At 70.5% G+C, this 20,419-nt stretch carries 12 protein-coding genes and 1 pseudogene; 6 read left to right on the forward strand and 7 right to left on the reverse strand.

Going from position 1 to position 20,419, the window contains the following annotated elements:
• Window positions 1–294 precede the first annotated feature (294 nt).
• Both WMF39_RS11275 and WMF39_RS11280 read right to left on the reverse strand, forming a co-directional pair.
• Window positions 295–576: pseudogene (locus WMF39_RS11275) on the reverse strand (DUF6968 family protein); the annotation flags it as partial.
• A 739-nt stretch (window positions 577–1,315) separates the two neighbouring features.
• Complete coding sequence (locus WMF39_RS11280) at window positions 1,316–1,978, reverse strand: IS66 family transposase (RefSeq protein WP_437745536.1); 663 nt, start codon at window positions 1,976–1,978, stop codon at window positions 1,316–1,318.
• Window positions 1,979–1,980: 2 nt separating this feature from the next.
• Here WMF39_RS11280 and WMF39_RS11285 point away from each other — a divergent pair, with 2 nt between their 5' ends.
• Window positions 1,981–3,144 carry a hypothetical protein gene (locus tag WMF39_RS11285; RefSeq protein WP_437745537.1) on the forward strand — a complete coding sequence of 388 codons (1,164 nt, stop codon included), beginning with the start codon at window positions 1,981–1,983 and terminating at the stop codon, window positions 3,142–3,144.
• Window positions 3,145–3,319: 175 nt separating this feature from the next.
• Here the strand turns inward: WMF39_RS11285 and WMF39_RS11290 are convergent, their stop codons facing one another.
• Complete coding sequence (locus tag WMF39_RS11290; protein WP_437745538.1) at window positions 3,320–5,308, reverse strand: NACHT domain-containing protein; 1,989 nt, start codon at window positions 5,306–5,308, stop codon at window positions 3,320–3,322.
• Window positions 5,309–5,767: 459 nt separating this feature from the next.
• Between WMF39_RS11290 and WMF39_RS11295 the strand changes: the two genes are divergently transcribed.
• Window positions 5,768–8,287: a catalase gene (locus tag WMF39_RS11295; protein ID WP_437745539.1), complete on the forward strand. Its 2,520-nt coding sequence runs from the start codon at window positions 5,768–5,770 to the stop codon at window positions 8,285–8,287.
• 43 nt (window positions 8,288–8,330) lie between these two features.
• Here WMF39_RS11295 and WMF39_RS11300 read toward each other — a convergent pair whose 3' ends face one another.
• The 3 genes from WMF39_RS11300 to WMF39_RS11310 all read right to left on the reverse strand — a co-directional run bounded on the left by WMF39_RS11300 (window position 8,331) and on the right by WMF39_RS11310 (window position 12,764).
• Window positions 8,331–8,633 (reverse strand): hypothetical protein, encoded by a 303-nt coding sequence (locus WMF39_RS11300; protein WP_437745540.1) that lies wholly within the window; start codon window positions 8,631–8,633, stop codon window positions 8,331–8,333.
• Between the two features lie 173 nt (window positions 8,634–8,806).
• Complete coding sequence (locus WMF39_RS11305; protein ID WP_437745541.1) at window positions 8,807–10,594, reverse strand: thiamine pyrophosphate-requiring protein; 1,788 nt, start codon at window positions 10,592–10,594, stop codon at window positions 8,807–8,809.
• A gap of 214 nt (window positions 10,595–10,808) precedes the next feature.
• Window positions 10,809–12,764, reverse strand: coding sequence for a multicopper oxidase family protein (locus WMF39_RS11310; RefSeq protein ID WP_437745542.1), 1,956 nt, complete (start codon window positions 12,762–12,764; stop codon window positions 10,809–10,811).
• Between the two features lie 98 nt (window positions 12,765–12,862).
• Between WMF39_RS11310 and WMF39_RS11315 the strand changes: the two genes are divergently transcribed.
• From WMF39_RS11315 to WMF39_RS11330, 4 genes are all read left to right on the forward strand, one after another.
• Window positions 12,863–13,747 carry a LysR family transcriptional regulator gene (locus tag WMF39_RS11315; protein WP_437745543.1) on the forward strand — a complete coding sequence of 295 codons (885 nt, stop codon included), beginning with the start codon at window positions 12,863–12,865 and terminating at the stop codon, window positions 13,745–13,747.
• 4 nt (window positions 13,748–13,751) lie between these two features.
• Window positions 13,752–15,725, forward strand: coding sequence for a hypothetical protein (locus tag WMF39_RS11320; RefSeq protein ID WP_437745544.1), 1,974 nt, complete (start codon window positions 13,752–13,754; stop codon window positions 15,723–15,725).
• 233 nt (window positions 15,726–15,958) lie between these two features.
• The gene (locus tag WMF39_RS11325; protein WP_437747964.1) at window positions 15,959–16,423 is read left to right on the forward strand and encodes a helix-turn-helix domain-containing protein; all 465 of its coding nucleotides are present in this window, start codon (window positions 15,959–15,961) and stop codon (window positions 16,421–16,423) included.
• Entirely contained in the window at window positions 16,420–19,050 is a 2,631-nt protein-coding gene (locus WMF39_RS11330) for a VIT and vWA domain-containing protein (RefSeq protein ID WP_437745545.1), read from the forward strand. The genes WMF39_RS11325 and WMF39_RS11330 overlap by 4 nt, the downstream gene beginning before the upstream one ends.
• A gap of 45 nt (window positions 19,051–19,095) precedes the next feature.
• On the opposite strand, the gene WMF39_RS11335 is transcribed toward WMF39_RS11330, so the two are convergent.
• Complete coding sequence (locus WMF39_RS11335) at window positions 19,096–20,127, reverse strand: OmpA/MotB family protein (protein ID WP_437745546.1); 1,032 nt, start codon at window positions 20,125–20,127, stop codon at window positions 19,096–19,098.
• Between the last annotated feature and the right edge of the window lie 292 nt (window positions 20,128–20,419).

Consider the following 20,419-nt stretch of genomic DNA (forward strand, 5'->3'; position numbering starts at 1 on the left):
TAAGCGAAGGACCGTACGCAGATGAAGCGGCAGCCGGCGGATGGTGAGGATCCCCTCTTGGGCGTCGATCCGGTCTACCGGGTCGTGCTTGACGATCGGCTCGGGGCCGGCCGTCCACGGGTCGGCCATCCAGACCTCCCGGCGTCGGAACGCCCTGCCCCGGTAGTGGCTCGCCTCGTGCCAGGCGATCGACCAGAGCCAGACCCACAGGGCTCGCCGAGGCTCGCCCCCCGGCTGAGGCCGATAGCGTCCCTTACCGATCGAGGTCCAGGCGCCGAGCATCACTTCCTGGCTTCAGCCGGGCGCCCCCTTCTTCTTCGCCTCCACGGCCTTCTCGATCTCATCCTCGATCAGCCGCTCCATCCTGTCCTCGAAGGTGCGTCCAAAGATGTACGGCACGGCGACGGGGAATCCCGTCTCTCCGGGCTCTCCGTCGCACCAGGTGACCGGAAGCCCAGAGTTCTTGAGGGACTGACGAGCCGTCTCGAAGGCGAGCTGTAGAGCTTGCACGGCGTCCACACCGTAGGCGGAATCTCGCACCGCTTTCCCAAGTCCCTGAATATCGACCGGGCACGCCCAGTCGCCGGACGCCTTCTACACCGGCTTGCCGATGGTCACGGTCACCACCCGACCGGGCTCGCCCACGACCGAGAGGCGGCGTTCTGCGATGGGTTCGAGCGGGGTGTCGTCCTGCATAGGACGCACCTTGCGGCCCCTTCCCGCAGGGTGTCAAGCGGACGTCCTCTTCACGTGCCGTAGTGCCAGTAACACCAGCCGAGGCACGCGACCAAGCTACCCTTACGCCGCCGCCCAGCAACCCGCCCTCAAGCGAGGGTCCGGTGGTAGCTGGGCGCAAAACTGCTCCATCGCCTGCTGTCCGTTCCGACATGCCCGGTTGCACTCGTCCAGGGAGTCAGGCAGTTCGACCTCGCCGCTGGCCGCTTCAGGTTCGTCCACCTCTGGCGATGCTCCACATCCCACCATCGTCGCCAGACCTGTGGCTCCGAGAAGACCCAGCACGCACAGCAGCCGTCTCATGTGCTTCCCCCGAGGAGCACGTGGAGCCCGGCCCCTGGCCACGTCAAGGACGAGCCTGCCAGGCTGTTCGACGCCATTCTTCTCGTCTCTTCAGCGTGAAATCTTGATGTGGGAAAGCCGTAATTGCTTGTTGCTCGATTTCGTGCGTCATACTTCCAGACGTACGATGGCTTGTGCGGTCTGTAGACATGAGGCTCGTGCGGAGATCGAGAGGATCCTCCGAACGAACGAACGAGCTCTCCCTCCGGCGTACTGCTCGGAAATTCGGCATTTCCGATCACATGCTGGTGTGGAACCACAAGAAGCATTGCATGCCCAGGGCCAAGGTCGTTCCGATCTCGCAGTACGAGGGTGAAGCGGACGATGTTCCGGTCACGCGAGCTTCGAAGCGCGCCCCCTCACCACCAAGCAGATCGAGCTCTCTGTCCAGGCGGAGCCGCCCATCCTCAAGGAAGCGGATGAGCGCGGGCCACTGGTTGCGCGCATACCCGATGGCGCCAGCGATGGGGCTCCTGGGCAGCACGAGCAGCTCCTCGCTGTCGAGCCACGCGCGGAAGGCATCGAGCACGGGCTGGGCATGGCTTCGGCGCTGCTCGGTGCGGCGACCGGGAGCCAGGTCCTTGGTCGCCTCGTCGATGGCGAAGAGCTGGTGAATGAAGCCGAGCGCCGTCATCGCACGCTCCCGGTCCGACGACATCGCTTCAAAGAAGCGCCGGCGGCGATGGGCCCAGCAGCCGACCTCGGTGACCTGTTCGGTCCGGAACAGCTCCTCGTAGACGCTCGATGCGTCGGCCTGGACGTAGCCCTTGTATCCGCGGAGAAACTCCTTGGGGCCATCCTGGTTGTGACGCGGCGTGAAGCGGAAGAGCACGTGGTCTCGGTCGGCCACGAGCACCCAGAAGTGTCCACGCCGGCACTTGTCCTTGGCCTGGACGAGCACTCATGGCTCCCGATCTCGACGAGAAGGCCCCGGTCTTGCGGGCGTTCCGCCTCGCGCCCGTGGTCTACGACGAGCAGATCTCGGGCGAGGAGCGCGAGGCGGTCGCGGCCGGCGCGGCGGGGCCGTTCATCCTGCACGAGGAGGTGATGGCCGAGATCCGGCGGCGAGCATGTTCTCGACGGCGTCTGCCGCGGCGGCGATCAGCGGCAGGCTGTCCGCCCCTTCTCCTCGATCTCCTCGGCGTCGGCTACTCGGCTCGGTCCGATCGACCGGCTGCGTGTTCAGCGGCCCTCCCGGCGGCTGGACCGCTGAACTTTCCGCCGCGCTGGGGATGGAAGCCCGCCGCGCCGCCTGCTATCGCTGGCCCGATGGCGAAGAAGAAGCCCGCGTGGCTCTCGATTCTGCCGGGCAATCTGGATCCGTCGCGCTTCACGCTCGACCAGCTTCGGAACGTGAAGGCAGCTCACGCCTTCCTTACCGAGAGGATCGAGGGTCCGCCTGGTTTCGCCGAGTACATGCGTGCGTACCGCTTTCTCCTTTTCTTCGGCATCGCGTGCGTCGCGGAGAACAAGTACCCGGCGCTGACCCGCTGCTGGAAGGACTTGGAGAGGCTCTTCATGAGCGACCCGGCCTTCGAGGACGGCGTCTTCGTCCAGAGCTGGGCGCTGATGGACTTCCCCTTCGGCCCCGAGCGCCAGACTGCGCTCGACTACTTCGAGGAGTTCTTCAAGGGGACCGAGGCTGGGCCGGGGTTTTTGCGCTTCATCGACGAGGCGCGCAAGAGCCGTCTCGGCCTCTACCAGGACGCCGGACGGACGAAGACCGTCGCAAACTTCCGCGAGCTGATCTCGGGTCGGACCATGGCGGCATTCCCGTCGGTCGATGCCTACGGCAAGGGCGAGATCCTCCTGACGCGCGCCATCGGCCACGGCGAACAGGTCTTCCTCTGGGGCGACCCGAAGGGTTTTCCCAAGGAGATGAAGAGCCAGATCGAGAACATGGTGCACGACAAGCTCTTCTACTTCATCGAGGAGACGACGCCCGAGGCCCAGTTCGAGGCGTTCATGAGGCTCGCCGGTCCGTACTGGATGTCGTGCGTCACGAAGAACGACGCGATCCCCATCCTCGAACCGGACCACTACCGAACGTACCTCGAATCGAAGTAGCTCTCGCCGATGCGGCGGACCACCGCCTCGAGCTCCTCGGCGGGCGCTTCAAACCCTACCGTCGTCGGCCTTTCGGTCGCCGGCTGCGCGACCGAAGTCGGCGGACCGGAACCTCATCTCCGGTCTGGCATGGGCATGCGGAGGTCGCGGTCGCAATGCCATTCTCACGGCGCGACTACGGAGGCCGCCATTCCGAGGGCCCGCCCGTGCGGTCAAGCACCTTGCGCATCTTGGCGAGGAGCACATCGACGGCCTCCAGATCGCGAATTGGCTTGTCCTCGGAGGCCCTGGTGCTCCTCACCACATGTCGGTAGTCGATGAGCTTGTAGACGCAGTCGAGCGCGCCGCGTGGAACGCGCTCGAGGGCCTGCTGGAAGAGTGTGCTTGCAGACGGCACGGCGAGCGCAACGTCGAAGAGCGAGAGGAGCGCGAAGCAGCCGACGACTTGATTTTTCACGAGGTGATCGTCGTCCCAGAGCCAGCACTCGATCGGCTCGTTCACAGGTGAATCGTCGGCGGCCATCCGCACCAGCACGCCGTAGGCGGGCCGATAGCGCAGGGCTCCGAGCGCCATCGCCGTATAGGCCCGCTCGCTCGGGCTGGCGGAGCCGAGCGCTTGAATCAGCCCTGGACCCGCGACCTCGCCGATGTCGTCGACGAGGCGCGCGACGTCGAACGCATCACGCGCTGGCACCACATCGGAGAGCCGCCGCGCGATCGTGCGTCGAAGCTGGGTCGGGAGGCGCCCGCCGGCGACCTCGGCGCATCGGGCAGCGAGCAGCGTGGCCACCGGCGGCTCACCCCGATCCGCTTCGAGGAGCTCCCGAATGAACGCGGCCGCGTCCACCTCCGGTAGGCCCGCTGCGTGAACGATGGTCTCATGAAACCACGGATTGTTTCGCGTCTCGATGAGGAAGTCGAGCGAGCCGATCCTGACGTGATCGAGCGCGTTCAGGTACGCTTGGTAGGAGAGGTCCGCGAACGAAAAGAACCCGGGGCGTGGCTCGATCAGCAATCCCTGATGCCGGCGGATCTCTTCGACGACGCGCTCGACCATCCCGTCGATGTCCTGCGCGAGCTCTCCGAGCTCACGGGCGTCGCCGGCCGCTTCGCGCTCGAGCGGGCCGCCTTGGGGATCGCGGTCGCTGTCGCCGTGTTCATCCTCATCATCCATGTCGTCTTCTTCGTCTTCTTCGTCCGCCCTGCGGAGGACGAGGCGCGGCCCCTCGACCCAGCGAGCGCCGTTCAACTGCTGTCGCAGGAGCGCGGCCAGCGGCTCCACGGGGAGCTCGACAAGCTGGTCGCAGTGCATGCGCCAGGCGATGGATCCGAAGAGGAGCCGCCGGTCGCGCAGATCGAGCGACTTCAGGATCGCGTCGGGCGGGAGCTCTTCGCCGGCGTAGCGCTCGAGCAGCGCGTCGATGGTGGAGGCGATCAAGGACGTGCGGCGCCCCGGATCCCGTCGCGCCAAGAAATGATGCGCCGCGACCACGCGGGAGCAGGGCTGCGGCAAGAGGGTCGCCGTCACGAATCCGCGCAGCTCCACGCGTGTATAGCCCGGGATCCCCGTGCGACGCGGGCGCGTCGTGACGACCATCGGATTTCCCGGATTGGCCTCGGCGAACGCCTCGACCGACTCGGAGAGCCTCCTCGCGCCGGATCTCGCCTCATCGAGCCCGTCGACGAGCACGAGAGCGCGGCGCTCCTCGAGCGCACGGCGAAGGAGCACGACCCCGCCGATCGGCGAGAGCTTCGCGATGGTGTGTTCGCTCAAGCGTGGGTCGTCGAGGAGCGATACGGGGACGACGAACGGCACGAGCGTCCGCGTGCCCGGGCGGTGGTCTGCTGCGGCCCGCGCGGCGAGCCGCGCGATGAGCGCCGTCTTTCCCGAGCCTCGCCCGCCGACGACGAGCACGCGCTCGTGGCGGGCGAGGAGCTCGGGCACGGTGCATCGCGACGGCGCATCGACCCGACGCGGCAAGACCTCCATGTCCACCGGGCGCTGCTCGTTCCGGATCAGGACGCGAACATTGGTCTGGCTGTGCTCCCTCCAGACCGAGTCCACGTGGTCCCGCTCCACGGACAAGAGGACCCCTGCCGGATCGTCCGACGCGCTCGCGGTCGCGTCGGTCCACAACCATCTGCGCAGGTTGTCGTCATCCATGGCGTGACAATGCATGGATGCGGGTGCAAGCACCACGTGGTGGGGTGGAAATTTCGCAATCTCAGCCGTGGGCGGCGGCTTGAGCGTGATGTTGCTCCGCCACTCGAGTGCGGTGCGAGGGGTGCCGGTGCGCCCGAAGCTCGGCCGCGCCTTCGCGTCGCTGGGCGCCAAGAGGTGGGGCAGCTCGCGCAGCCTCACCAGCACGACGTAGTACTCGTGCCGCGCCTGGATGCCGCGGGTCGCGGGCAGTTCCGGCGCGCCTTCCGGTCGGAGGAACTCGGGCTCACGCGCGCCCCGTCTGCGCCCGCGGCCGGCGGCACGGCGACGCCCCACCAGGTCGCGGCGGGCCGACCGAGGCGCCATAACGGGCTCGGCCGTGCGTCGGTCGCTCGCGCTTGCTTGAAGCTCGCGTGTTGGTGCGCCCTTTGCTGAAACCCCGGCTCTCCGGGAGGACATCTCATGACCGAACGCAAAGACCCCGCGAAGCCGTCGTCCAGTGAGCCGGCGCCGACCGAGAAGGGCGCGGGCAGCGCGAAGCAATCGATGGGCGGCCCGTCGGCGAAGCCGCGGGCGGCACGGACGAAACGCAGCCTCCTCGAGCGCGCGGCGACCGCGCTCGGTAGCGGGACGAGCAGTGAGGACGCCCGGGTGCGCCACGCGGCGGCAGCCGACCGCCTCGACGCGAAGGTCGACGCCACCGAAGCGCTCGTCGCCGCGATCCCCGAGAACGTGAACAAAGGCGCCGAGTACGCGCTACGCGGCAAAATGCCACAGCCGCCGCAAGGTGCCACGGCGAAGCCCGAGAACCTCGACGCGACCGCGAGCACGATCACCGAGAGCAACGAGTCCGAGAAGAACGGCGCCAAGGCGGCGCCGGGCGCCAATCCGAACCAGGGGCCTCTGCAGAAGCATCGGGTCGACTCGCTCGGTCGGGCGCTGACGACGAACCAGGGCGTGCCCGTCGGCGACAACCAGAACTCGCTGCGCGCGGGGCTGCGCGGCCCGACGCTGCTCGAGGACTTCATCCTGCGCGAGAAGATCACGCACTTCGATCACGAGCGCATCCCCGAGCGCGTGGTGCACGCGCGCGGCTCGGGCGCGCACGGCTACTTCGAGTGCACCGAGGACATCACCTCGCTCACCAAGGCCGCGCCCTTCGCCAAGGTCGGCAAGCGGACGCCGGTCTTCGTGCGCTTCTCGACCGTGGCGGGCGAGCGCGGCAGCGCCGATACGGTGCGCGACGTGCGTGGCTTCGCCGTGAAGTTCTACACCGAAGAGGGCAACTGGGATCTGGTCGGCAACAACATCCCTGTCTTCTTCATCCAGGACGCGATGAAGTTCCCCGACGTGGTGCACGCCGTCAAACCCGAGCCGCACCACCAGATGCCGCAGGCGTCGAGCGCGCACGACACCTTCTGGGACTTCATCTCGCTCATGCCCGAGTCGATGCACATGGTCATGTGGCAGATGAGCGACCGGGCGATCCCGCGCAGCTTCCGGACGATGCAGGGCTTCGGCGTGCACACCTTCCGGCTCGTCAACGCGGCCGGCGAGGCGACGCTCGTGAAGTTCCACTGGACACCCGTGCTCGGCACGCACTCGCTCGACTGGGACGAGGCGGTGAAGATCGCGGGCGCCGACCCCGACTTCCACCGCCGCGATCTGTGGGAGGCCATCGAGGGCGGCGCGCTCCCCGAGTACCTCTTGCAGATCCAGACGTTCACGGAGGCCGAGGCCGAGCGGTGGAGCTTCGACGTGCTCGACGCGACCAAGATCGTGCCGGAGGAGCTCGCGCCCCTGCGCACCGTCGGCCGGCTCGTCTTGAACCGCAACCCGGACAACTTCTTCGCCGAGACGGAGCAGGTCGCGTTCTGCACGCAGCACATCGTGCCCGGCATCGACTTCACGAACGACCCGCTGCTCCAGGGGCGCAACTTCTCGTACCTCGACACGCAGCTCTCGCGCCTCGGCGGGCCGAACTTCCACGAGATCCCGATCAACGCGCCGGTCGCCGAGGTGCACAACAACCAGCGCGACGGGTTCCATCGCCAGGCGATCAACCGCGGCCGCGTGAACTATGAGCCCAACTCGCTCGCCGGTGGCTGCCCGTTCCAGGCCGGCGCGCGCGGCTTCGCCTCGGTCGCCGAGCGGCTCCTGGCGCAGCAGGCCGCGACCGAGCCGAGCAAGCTCCGCGCGAAGCCCGAGAAGTTCGCGGACCACTACACGCAGGCGCGCCTCTTCTGGGCGAGCCAGACGCCCGTCGAGCGCGCGCACATCGCGCGCGCCTTCCGCTTCGAGCTGACGCGCGTACAGACGCAAGCCATCCGCGAGCGCATGGTCCGGATGCTGCGGAACGTCGACGAGGGGCTTGCCGCGCAGGTTGCGGCCGACCTCGGCATGCCGCTCCCCGAGCCGCTCTCGATCGTGGCGCCGCCCGTCAAGGACCCCGAAGTCGCGGTATCGCCGGCCCTGTCGCTGTTCGCCCGGCCCGGCGACGGCCGCATCCTCGGCCGCCGCGTCGCGCTCCTCGTCGCCGACGGCGTGAGCGGGGCGGAGGCGGGCGCGCTCTACGAGGCGCTGCTGGTGGCGGGCGCGGTGCCCCGCTACGTCGGCGCGCGCCTCGGGGTGGTGCGCACCGCCGAGGGCGACGAGCTGCCGGTCGAGGTCACGGTCGAGGCGGCCCCGAGCGTCCTCTTCGACGCCGCGGCGCTGCTGCCCGGCAGGGGCGCGGCGGCGCTGGCGCGCGACGGGCTCGCGGTCGAGTTCGTCCAGCTCCAGTACCGCCACTGCAAGCCGCTGCTCGTGCCAGCGTCGGCCGCGCCGCTCGCCGAGGCCGCCGGCATGAAGGCCGCCGCGGGGGCCGACCCGGGCCTGCTCGTCCTGCCGGACGACGCGGTGGCCGCGGCGGCGCCGGCGTTCGTCAAGGCGATCGCCATGCACCGCGCGTGGCAACGCCAGACCGAGCCGCCGGCGGTGTGACCGCGGCTCAGCGCTCCCTGACCTCGTCTGGGCCTCGTGCCCCTCACCAGAGGCGCCGGCGTTCGCGACGTGCGCGCGCCGCCACGGCCGCGGCGGTCCCCAGGGCGAGCGCGACGGCCGCGGCGGCGGCGAGGCGCCGGGCCGTGGGCGCGGCGCCGCCCTCGATGACGCGCAGGTTCGCCTTCGCCGTGACCCGATCGCACGCGAGCCGCTCCTCGCTGCGCTCGATCGGCTCGGCGAGGCCTGACGGCGCCGCGGGAACGGCTTCGGCGCGAACATGACCGCGCTCGCCGAGGGAGCGGGAGACCCTCTCCAGATCGAACCGGATCACACCGGATGGTTCCATGGGCGCTGCATTTGCAATCGCCGTTCCCCATCGGTGCACCAGCGCGCTCGCCGGTTCGACGCGTCGGTCGCGTGGAGCGCCCGGACGCCCGCGGCGACGCGGACCTCGCCGTCGATCATGCGCGAGAGCTCGTCCGCGAGCGTCTCCGCCTCGGGGCCGGCCGGCGCGCTCCGTCAGCCCCGGTGCGGGATCCAGCTCTCGATCATGTCGCGGTACGCCTGGCGGATGACCCCGCGCCCGCCCGGGTCGCCCCGGAGCAGCGCCGACGTGAGCATCGTGGCCTGCTTCAGGGTGATGTGCGGCGGCAGCGGCGGGACCTCCGGGTCGGTGATCGCCTCCACCACCACCGGCCGGTCGACCCGGAAGGCCTCGTCCCACGTGCGCGCGACCTGGTCCGGGCGGTCGATCCGCACGCCGCGCAGCCCGAGCGCCTCGGCGTAGGCCGCGTACGGGAAGTCCGGCAGCGTCTGGGACGCCTCGAGCTTGGGATCGCCGCTCATGGCGCGCAGCTCCCAGGTGACCTGGTTCAGGTCGCGGTTGTTGAGCACCAGCACGACGAGGCGCGGGTCCTTCCACTCGCGCCAGTACTTCGCGACGGTGATGAGCGTGTTGATGCCGTTCATCTGCATCGCGCCGTCGCCGACCATCGCCACGACCGGGCGGTCGGGGAAGGCGAACTTCGCCGCGACCGCGTACGGCATCGCGGGCCCCATCGTCGCCAGCGTCCCCGAGAGCGAGGCCATCATCCCCGCCCGGATCTTGATGTCGCGCGCGTACCAGTTCGCCGACGAGCCGGAGTCGGCGGTCAGGATGCAGCCGTCGGGCAGCCGCGGCGAGAGCTCCCAGTAGACGCGCTGCGGGTTCAGCGGATCGGCGTCGTTCATCGCCCGCGCCTCGAGCACCTTCCACCAGTCGGCGACGCTCTCCTCGAGCTTGCGCCGCCACGACCGGTCCGTCTTGAGCTTGAGGTAGGGGATGAGCGCCCGCAGCGTCTCGGCGCTGTCGCCGATCAGGTTGACCTCCATCGGGTAGCGCAGGCCGAGCATCCGGCCGTCGATGTCGATCTGGACGCCGCGCGCCTTGCCCTCCTCCGGCAGGAACTCCGGGTAGGGGAAGTTCGAGCCGACCATGAAGAGCGTGTCGCAGTTGGCCATCATCTCCCAGCTCGGCTTGGTGCCGAGCAGGCCGATCGCGCCGGTCACCCAGGGCAGGTCGTCGGGGAGCGCCGCCTTGCCGAGCAGCGCCTTCGCGACGCCGCACCCGAGGATCTCGGCGGCGCGCACGATCTCCGGCGCGGCCCCGAGCGCGCCCTGGCCGATCAGCATCGCGACCCGCTTGCCGGCGTTCAGCACGTCGGCCGCGCGCCGCAGGTCCTCCTCCTTCGGCACCACGCGCGGCGAGGCGTAGCCGATGCCGGAGTGCACGGTGCCGTGCGCGTGCGGGGGCTGCTCGACGGCGTCGAGCTCCTGGACGTCCTTCGGGACGATGACGCACGTCACGGTGCGCTCCGCCCTGGCGATGCGCATCGCGCGGTCGATGAGGTGGCGGATCTGCATGGGAGAGGACGCCATCTGCACGTACTCGTGCGCGACGTCCTTGAAGAGCGTCAGGAGATCGACCTCCTGCTGGTAGTGCCCGCCGAGCGCGGCGCGGTCCTGCTGGCCGACGATGGCCACGACCGGCTGGTGGTCGAGCTTCGCGTCGTAGAGCCCGTTCAGGAGGTGGATGGCGCCGGGCCCCGAGGTCGCCAGGCACACGCCGACCTCGCCGGTGAACTTCGCGTGGGCGCACGCCATGAACGCGGCCATCTCCTCGTGCCGCACCTGGATGAACCGGAGGTCCGGAACGCGGTGGAACGCCCCGACGATCCCGTTGATGCCGTCGCCTGGATAGGCATAGACGCGCCGGACACCCCACGCGACGAGGCGCCTCAGCAGGAACTCGCCGACGGTCTGGGCCATGATTTCCCCCAGTCCGAGCTCGTACGTGAGCTCGACCCTGCGCGTCGTGCGACAAACGTGCCGTGTCTTCGCGCCGCGCGTTGCGTGCCGCGGCTGCGCGTGCGAGCGTGCGCTATGCGCGCGGCGCCGAGCGACCCGCGATGAAGGTCGAGCCAGAGCTCCAGGCTCGAGGGCTTCGCGGCGCGTGTCCCGGGCGCGGCGCGCCGCCGCGCCATCACGGCCCGCAGAGCTCGAGGTTCGGCGGCGGCGGCGCCGGGTACGCGTCGGTCGCCGTCTTCGCGAACTGGCACGCGAGATCGTCCGGCTGACACCCTGCCTGGGAGATGCACGCGCCGCTCTCGTCCGTCCCCTGACACAGGCACTCCTCATCTCCCGGGTCGCAGATCTCCACGAGCTCCATCATCCCTTCGTCCTCGTGGTTCAGCTTGTGGCAGTGCGCCACGAACTGGCCTGTGAACTTCCTGGGGTTCATGATCACGTCGCGCGGCCCGTCCTCGACCTGGACCCACATCGTGTCTCGCCAGTGGGCGAAGTTGGGCTCCTTGTTCGATTTGTTGGGGCACACAAGGAACGGGTTGATGTGGATATGGAACGGGTGCCCGTCGAACGCGCGGATCTCCCACCGCTCCGGGCTCCCGACGGTCATGACCCGATCGCTCCGGTAGCCGCGGGCGCGCCGCTCGTCGAACTTGCGGCAGCTGATGTTCGGATCCGGGCAGATGCACACCGGCGCGTCCGGATCGACCTCGTGCGGGTGCTCTCCCGGGTCACAGGACATGAGCGCCACATCGCTGCTGAGATCGGGCGGCTGGCTCCCCGGCGTGGGCACGAGGAGCACCACCTTCTGGTGCACGGCCTCGACCGAATCGCAGCTCACCTCCATCTCTTCGCCGTCGACCGTGCCGGTCCACGAGGTGGGCGGCGCGAGCGCGGCCACGTCCGCCTCCGCGGGCAGGTTCACCTCGGTCGGCTCGCCCGCGCTCGGATCCACATCGACGATCGCGATCACGCTCCCCAGGAGATCGTTCGGCCGGCGACCAACCAGGCAGAGCGTCTGCTTGCCTTCAGGCATCTTCACCATCACGTCGGCGCGGTACCCGGGGGAGACCCACACCGTATCGCTCCTGTAGAACTGCGGCAGCGTCAGCCCGTCGCGCGCGATCTGCGTCGTCTCGATGGGCGCCTTGTCGAAATCGGAGCACGAGGCGTCCTTCGCGGCGTGGAGCTTCATCCCCATCTCGTCCGGGCTGCCCGCGTAGACCATGCGCCAGCGCTCCACCTGCCCGGGCGGCGTCGTGAGCCGCGGCCTGAGCTTGCCGTTGATCAGCGTGGCCCGGAGCGACTCGACCGCGAGGAAGTCGGTCACCGACAGGTTGTCCTCGGTGCAGGCCTCTCCCTCCTTCAAGGGCACCGTGTTCGCGTGATCGATGGGCACCTGCGTCATGACCATCACCCGCTCTCTGGCCCTGGCGATGCCGGGCAGCTCGTCGAGCGCGCCCTCGATGAGGAGCGCCCCGGCGGCCCCATCCATGACCTGGATGGCCGTGGAGCCATGGATGTGAGGGTGGTACCAGTCGGTGCCCTCGTGGTGGATCCCGTCCTCGTCCAGGTCCCAGCGGTACCGGGCGCTCTCCCCAGGCCCCACCTCGTGCAGCACGTGGTCGCCGAAATACCTCCCCTCGGGCGCGCAGCCGTCCCCCTCGCACGGGTCCGCGGGATCGTCCGTCGCGAAGTTGGGCTGCACGTGCAGGCCGTGGCCGTGCAAGTTCGTCAGGTTGAAGTCGTGGCACGACCTGTTGCCATGGCCCATCATGCTCGCGATCTCGCGGAAGTCGCTCTTCGTGAAGTCGTTATGCAGGTTCACGTGGACCTTGCGATCCTCGCCCTTCGGAATGCGGATCGTCGGGCCGCTCGTCATTCCGTTGTACGCACGGAGACAGAACCGCCGCCCGTCGATCTCGACCTCGCTCGGGCCGAAACGCAGCTCGTACGCTCCGTCCGCGCCCGGCTGGAGCTCGGGGGGGTCCTCGTACGTGGACGTCGTCTGCGGCGTCGTGCTCGTCGTGCTCGTCTCCTCGCCTCCGCCGCAGCCTGCGGGCGCCGCGAGGGAGAGGGCCAGCGCCGCGAGCGAGCCTGTGCGCGTGAGCGCGTGCGAATCGTCTCGTGCCATCGACTTGTCTCCTCCTTTCGCGACACTATCGAGCGGCGCCGCATGTGGATGGCCGAAGACGGTCACCCCTGGCTAGAATGCGGACAGTGGCAGGGTGTATGGATCTCGAAGAGCTTCGCGCCTTCCTCGCCGTGGTCGAGGCCGGCTCCTTCCTTGGCGCGGCGCGCGCGCTCGGCTCGTCGCGCACGACGCTGCGGCGTCAGGTCGCGTCGCTGGAGGCGCGCGCCGGCGTCCTCCTGCTCGAGAGCGTGCGGAACGGCGTCGTGCCGACCGAGGCCGGGCAGGTGCTCGCCCGGAAGGGGCGCGGCATGGTGCAGGAGGCCGCCGCGCTCCTGGCCTCGATCCGGGAGGTGGGCGACGCGCCCTCGGGCACCCTGCGGGTCATCCTGCCCGTGGGGCTGCCGCCGCACATGATGACGCCGCTCTTCGCCGCCGTTCGCAGCGCGTATCCGAGGCTCCACGTCCACTGCCGCTTCAGCAACGATCCGCTGGGGGAGGCGCTCACGGACATCGACATCGCTGTCCACTTCGGCGAGGACGCGCCGAGCGGACACTGGATATCTCACGTCGTCCTGCGCGTCCGCGAGTGGCTCATCGCCAGCCGCGCGTACCTGGAGCGGCGCGGCACGCCACAGACGATCGACGATCTGAAGCACCACGAGCTGTTCGCGTGGCAGGCCCCGGGCGAGGACGCGCGCACCTGGCGGACATGGCGGGGCGCGCCCTTCACCGTGGAGCCGGCCCTCATCGCGACGGACATCCACTTCATCCGGCACTGCTGCATCTCCGGCCTGGGCATCGGCCTCGTCCCCGACGCGCTCGTGCCCGACCCGGACGTGGGGCCGGACGCGCTCGTGCCGGTCCTGCCCGACGTGGTCGGGCAGGAGCGGCCCGTGCGGCTCAGCGTCCCGGGGGCGCTGTCGGAGATACCGAAGATCAAGGTGTTCATCCAGCACGTGCGCGCGTCGCTCGGGAAGCTGTAGCGCCATGGCGAGACACCACCGGAAGATCGCGATCTCGTGCGCGGCCGCTGCGATGGCGGTGACCGGCTTTGCGGGAACGGCGCGCGCGCAGATCGCTGACGCGGTCTACGAGGACGTGAGGGACGTCATCGAGGATCTGATCCAGCGGGAGGTCGCCGAGGCGGTCGCCCCCAACCTGGTATGCCAGACGGCGCGCCTGGCGAGCGCGGATCACCACCTGCGAGAATACGCAGGGATCGTCGACAAGCTCGAAGACGCGGCGGCGGGCCCGGAGAAGGACGCGCTAGAGAAGCGGCGCGACGAGCTAAGGCCCATCCTGAGGAGGGGGTTCCCGATCCTCACCTATTTCCCTCTCACGCTCCAGCGGGTCTTCCGGCGGCAGTTCAGCGCGATCCGGACGAGCGTCACGGACGAGGTCGCGGGCTTCGCGGGGCACATGGTCTATGTCGGGCTGACGTCGAACGAGGGCCAGATAAGAAAGCCGCAGGGTACACAGAGCATCGAGCTCCTGCACAAGTTCGCGAGCGCCGACGACGCTCGCGCCGAGCGCGCGGCGGCCAGCAAGCTGACGTGGACCAAGCTCGACCCGCGGTCGTTGAACACCTGTGTCTCCGTGCTCAAGGAAGATCTCGCGTCGGGCGTCACCGACGCTGGCGCGCCATCGCCGCTCGAGAAGGACTGCGGCGCGAGCGCGGCGTCAGGGACCAGCTACGCGTGTGAGCTCGCGTTCGCCGTTCGCGCGATTCTCCAGAGGAAAGACGCCCTGGCGGAGGAGCACTTCATCAGGGCAGCCGCCGTCGTGGTCGGGGAGACCGCCGCGAAGGCCCTCGAGGTGACGGACGACGCCGTGAGGAGAAGACTCCTGGACGAGGCGGTCCTGGTCACGAGAGACGTCCTGCGCGGCGGCAAGAAGCTCGACGAGATCCTCCCTGTCCTCTTGTCCGCCGCACCCGTCGCGCCGGGCGCCGCCGAGGCAGACGCAGCCGCTCGTGCCCGGGAGCTGCGCTCGAGGTTGAGCAACCTCGAGCGCCTCCGGGTCCAGTGGAACATCGGCACGCGGGGCGGCGCGAACAACCTCGATCTCGTGAGCTTCGTGAACGTCATCGGCGCCGCCGGCGGCGCGCTCCGCGATCTCTGTGACAAGGACCTGATCGGCCAGATCTGCGCCCAGATCGAGCGACAGTCCTCGGCGCTGACGAAGATCGGCGACCTCCAGGCGGACCTCTGGCCTGCGATCCGGCTCGCCAGCCAGGGCGAGCACGGGGAGGCAGCGAGCCGCGCGATCAGGACGTTCTTCTCCTCGCGGCCCGGAGGCGAGGGGGATCAGGTCGAGATCTACCGGCGCTTCGCCGAGGCGGTCATCGTCTACGTCCTCGCGACGGTCGACGACAAGATTCCTTCGGACGCCGACCGGGCCGCGTTCCGGGAGGCGTCCGTCGAGGTGCTCCGGGAGCTGGGCACGGGGGGCGGCATGGATCGCCCGTGGGGTCACGCCTTCTACAGGCCCGACATGGCGCTGCGCGTGTCGTGGAGCCCGAGCTACATCGACGGCGAGGGCGGATCGCCGAGGATCGTGCCGTCGGCGAACACCCTCAACCTGCGCGGCGTCGTGCGTTATACGGATGCCTATTATTTCGCCCTCCAACCCTCCTTCATCGACCTCCTCGCCCCGCTGAGCGAGCTCGCGCTCCGGCGCTCGGAGGCGGTCGAGTACGAGGATTCGGGCCGTGTCCTCCTGAACGCGGTGACCCCTCGGATCGAGGCGATGGTCGGCGTGCCCGCCCTCTCGAAGCACCTCGTCGTCTCCGGCGGCGCTTCCCTGCGCCTTTCGGCGCCCTTCAAGAAGAAGGATCAGGAGGGGTGCGACGGCACCTGCTATCGCTACAAGTTCCTCTGGAACAAGAAGGACGATGTCGTCTCGGACCCGGCTGGGCTCGGGTTCATCGAGTTCGGATTCGCGGTCAAGTACCTGCTCTGAAGCATCCCCTCGAATTTCGGTAGTGGTCAACTTTGCCCGGAGAGAGTCCACATGAAGGCGGGAAGGCGGGAAGATCATCAAGGTTTTCTTCCCGCCTTCCCGCCTTCCCGCCTTCCCGCCTTCCCGCCTTCCCGCCTTCATGTTCAATTTTCCGCTTAAAGATGCCTGGTCGCGGAGCAACTAAAACTGTTTACTTGACAGTTTTAGTGTCTCGATGCAGGGTGCGCTTCGTGATGACGTACAAGCTCGACGAGCTCGCGGGCGAGGCGGGGGTGGCGCCGCGCACGGTGCGGTATTACGTGCAGCGCGGCCTCCTTCCGGCGCCGGAGTTCCGCGGGAAGGACACCTCCTACGGGCGAGAGCACCTCGCGCGGCTCCGCGCCATCAAGGTCCTCCAGCAGGCGCACTTGCCGCTCGAGGAGATCCAGGCGCGCCTCTCGGCCGCGGGCCTCGACGAGATCGAGCGCATCGCCGCGGGGGCGCCGCCGGGCGCTCTCGAGGTGCGCTGCGCCGGGCCGGAGGAGGCCGCCGCGTCGAGCCCGCGCGCCGGCGCCCCGCGCGGCGAGCGCTGGGAGCGGGTCGAGATCGCCGACGGGGTGGAGCTCCACGTGCGGACCGACGCCCCGGAGCCCTCGCGGCGCATCGCCCTCGATATCGAGTCTCGTTACACAACCCTTGCCCCGAAAGGCTCGCGATGAACCCCTCCCACGATCCTTCGCACCCGTCGCCGATGTCGTGTCTTCGCACCTCCGAGGGCCACCCGGTCCCGCTGCTCGGCGTCTCCCTCTCGGGCGAGGTCCTCGGCGGCGCGGCGCGGCTCGTCGTGCGGCAGCGCTACCGGAACGAGGAGCACCGGCCGATCGAGGCGATCTACACCTTCCCGCTCCCGGGCGAGGCGAGCATCGCCGGCTTCGCCATGGAGTGCGCCGGCCGCAGGCTCGAGGGGGAGGTCAAGGAGCGCGAAGAGGCGTTCCAGGCCTACGACGAGGCCATCGCCACCGGCCACGGCGCGGCGCTGCTCGACGAGGAGCGGCGCAACGTGTTCACGGCGAGCGTCGGCAACCTCCTGCCGGGGGAGGAGACGGTCGTCGAGGTCACGTTCGTGCAGGCGCTCACGGCCGACGAGGGGGCGCTGCGGCTCATGATCCCGACCCTCGTCGCGCCCCGCTACATCCCCGGCGCGACCGGGGGCGACCGGACCGCGCACGGCGTCCAGGAGCCGACGGGCGACGTGCCCGACGCCGACCGCATCTCCCCCGGGATCGCGCGGGTCGACTACGGGATCACCGTGGATATCGTCTTCGATCTCGGGCGCGACGTCGCGATCGAGAGCCCCTCGCACGCGCTCTCGGTGCGCCGCGAAGAGGGGTATCGCCAGCGGGTCTCGCTCCGGAACGACAAGGCCGCGCTCGATCGGGACATCGTGCTGCTCGCGGCGGGCGCGCCGGGCGTGCAGGCAGGCGTTGTGTGCGACAGGACCAAAGGCCAGGAGGGGACCTTCGCCCTCACCGTGGTGCCGGACCTCTTCGACACGCATGCACACGCGAAGCGGGCGTCCTCCCGGCGCGACGTCGTGTTCGTCGTCGACGTGTCGGGATCGATGCAGGGCGAGTCGCTCGACCAGGCGAAGCGCGCGCTCCGGCTGTGCCTCCGCCACCTCGCCGAGGGGGATCGGCTCGGCGTGATCGCGTTCTCCAGCGATTTCCGGGCGCTCGATCCGTCGCTCGCCCCGTTCACGCAGGCGACGCTGAAGGCCGCGGACGCGTTCGTCGAGGGCCTGCGCGCGGACGGCGGGACGGAGATGCTGAATCCGCTGCTCGCGGCCGTGGGCATGCTCGGCGACGCAGAGCGAGACCGCGTGGTCGTGCTGCTGACGGACGGTCAGGTGGGCAACGAGGCGCAGATCGTCGATCGCGTCGTCCAGCGGGGCAAGGGGGTGCGGATCTACGCGTTCGGCATCGGCACGAACGTGAGCGATGTGCTGGTGAGCGATCTCGCGCGCCGGACGGAGGGCGCAGCGGAGTTCATCCATCCGGGCGAGCGCATCGACGAGAAGGTCACGGCCCAGTTCGCGCGGGCGACGGCGGTCCGGGTCACCGGGCTGGAGGCGCGCTTCGAGGGGATCGACGTCGGCGAGCTCGCGCCGGCCGAGCGCCCCGCGCTCGTCGACGGCGAGCCGTGGGTGCTCTACGGCCGCTACGGTCAGCCGGGGATGGGGCGGCTCTCGCTCCGCGGGATCCTGCGCGGGGAGCGCTTCCTCGTCGAGGTGCCGGTCGAGCTCGCGGCGGAGGCGTCGCGGCCCGGCCTCGAGGCGCTGTGGGCGGGCGCGCGGGTGCGGGAGCTCGAGGAGTCGGAGCGCGGGCTGTCCGGCAAGCGCGCCGAGGCGATGCGAAAGCGCATCGTGGACCTCGCGGTCCGGCACCGGGTGGCGTCGAAGCACGCGTCGTTCGTGGTGATCGAGCGGCGGACGGGCGACCGGCGCGCCCACGGGCAACCCGAGGCGCGGCCCGTGCCGGTGAGCGCGCCGGCGGGGTGGGGGATGTCGAGCCGCCGCGGCCCGGCGGCGTCCGGGCCCGTGATCGACGCGATGATGGTGATGGCGATGGACGGGCGCCGCCCCAGGACGGGCGGCCCGGGCGGCCCCGTCGTCATGAGATCCAGGGCCTCCGCGCCTGCTCCCATGGCGGCCGCCGCCCCGCCCAGGTCGGCGCCCGCCACGGGCGGTCTGCTGGCGCGCGCCAAGCAGCTCTTCCAGCCGAGCGAAGGGGCCGCGGCCGCGCGCGGCTCGGCCGACCGGGCGGCGGGCGCCGTCGCGCCCCCGGCCGCCGCCGCGCCGGGCGGCCCCGCGTCGCCGCACCACGTGCCCCCGCCAGCCCCGGCCGTCGCGCCGGCGCCGAGCGCTGCTCCTGGAGGCCCGTCCCAGGGGGACGGCCTCGGGCGCCTCTTCGAGGAGCAGCTCGCGTCCGGGCTCTGGGAGCGCGGCGACTCGACCGATCTCGGCCGGCTCTCCAGCACGGCCCTGTGCCTCGCGGCGTGCCACGACCAGGGCGTCGACTCGGCCCACCCCATCTACGGCGCCCAGGTCGCCAAGGCGGTCGAGGCGCTCTGCGCGCTGGCCGTGTCGCTCCTCCAGCGCGGAGGCGCCGACGGGGAGGTGGCCGCGGCGCTCGCGGCGGCCTACCTCGTCGCGAGCGGCCGGCGGCTGCGGGCGCAGGTCCGCGACGCCGTGGCGGCCGCCGCGCCGGAGGCGGTGCGCGCGCTGCTGGGCGAGCTCGGCGATGCCGAGGCGCTCAGGCTGAGGGTCGAGGAGCTGCACGGCGCATGACAGGCTCGCCGCGGCCGGATGGCCGCGGCAGCCCTCGCGCCGCGTTCACGGATACGTATCGTCCCCGCCCTTCGTGCCGGCTCCCGGGCGCGCCGCGCCAGCCGGGGCCGCGCCAGCCGGGGCCGCACCAGCCGGTGCAGCCGGGGCCGCGCCAGCCGGGGCCGCGCCAGCCGGGGCCGCGCCAGCCGGTGCAGCCGGGGCCGCGCCAGCCGGTGCTGCACCAGCCGGGGCCGCGCCAGCCGGGCGAGCGGGGCCCTCCGGGAGCTGGGCTGTCCCCTCGATCACGATCTCCACGCGCGGCTCGGGCGGTTGCGCCGCGGCGCCGCCGCCCGCGTCGGCAGGCGGCAGATCGGCGAAGCTCGCCAGGCTGAGCCGCGCGAGGGGCACGCCGGCCTCCTTGGGCTGCGCCAGGAAGAGCAGCACGGCGCGCGCCTGGGCGACCGTCACGTCCCAGCCGTTGCGCCACGCCACGCCAGGCGTGCCGCTCGCCGTGTGGCCGACGACCTGGTAGCCGAGGCCCTTGAGCGGCTCGTTGCTGCGGATGATCGCGGCGATGTCCCTCAGCACCTTCTCCCCCGCCGGGGAGAGCGCGTCGCGGTTCCCCTTGAACAGGACCCGGCTCGGGATCGAGATGACCACGCGGCCGTCGCGCGGCGCGACCGTGACGTCTCCGGCGGCGACCGGCAGGAACGCCCTGAGGACGTCGCTGTCGCGCTCTGACGCCGGGCGGGCCCCGGCCGGCTCGCCGCGCGGCGGCGTCGCGCCCAGCCCGACGTCGAGGCCCGAGATCGGATCGTTCGCCCAGTGTGGATCGGCCGCGGCGCCGCCGCGCGGGCCCTGCTCTTCCAGCTGGCGGACGCGCGCCTGGCTGGCCACGAGCTCGCGCTGGAGGCGCTCGGACCGGTCGAGCTGAGCTTGCCATTCGAACTCGGTGTAGCCGCACCCGGCGAGGAGCGCAGACGCGACCAGCGCGGCCAGGCCGCGCCCGGCGAAAGCGGTCCGGACAGCGCGGGGAGGGGGGACCTCGGCGCGCCCCTTCGCGCTCACCTCTGCGACACCCGAAACAGGCAATTGCACTTGGCAGGCTCCTTCTCGCCGGATCATCCGGATCCATCCTCCTCGCGCCGGGGCGCTGAGCGGGCGGGAGCCTATCCGAGCGGCCGTGATCCCACAAGGCGCGGGCGGCGCTCATTCCACGTTCGGGCCACGTTCGGGCCACGTTCGGGCCACGTTCGGGCCACGTTCGGGCCGGGGCGCGCGCCCCGGCCTCGAAGACCTCGGCAGGGGACCGGGCTGAGGGACCGGTCCGCTCCGGGATCGATCCGCCTGTGCGCGGTCCCGCGCTCGCTCGCCATGCGGGTGAGCTCGC

Source organism: Sorangium sp. So ce1504, from assembly GCF_051521635.1.
Lineage (GTDB): Bacteria > Myxococcota_A > Polyangia > Polyangiales > Polyangiaceae > Sorangium > Sorangium cellulosum_B.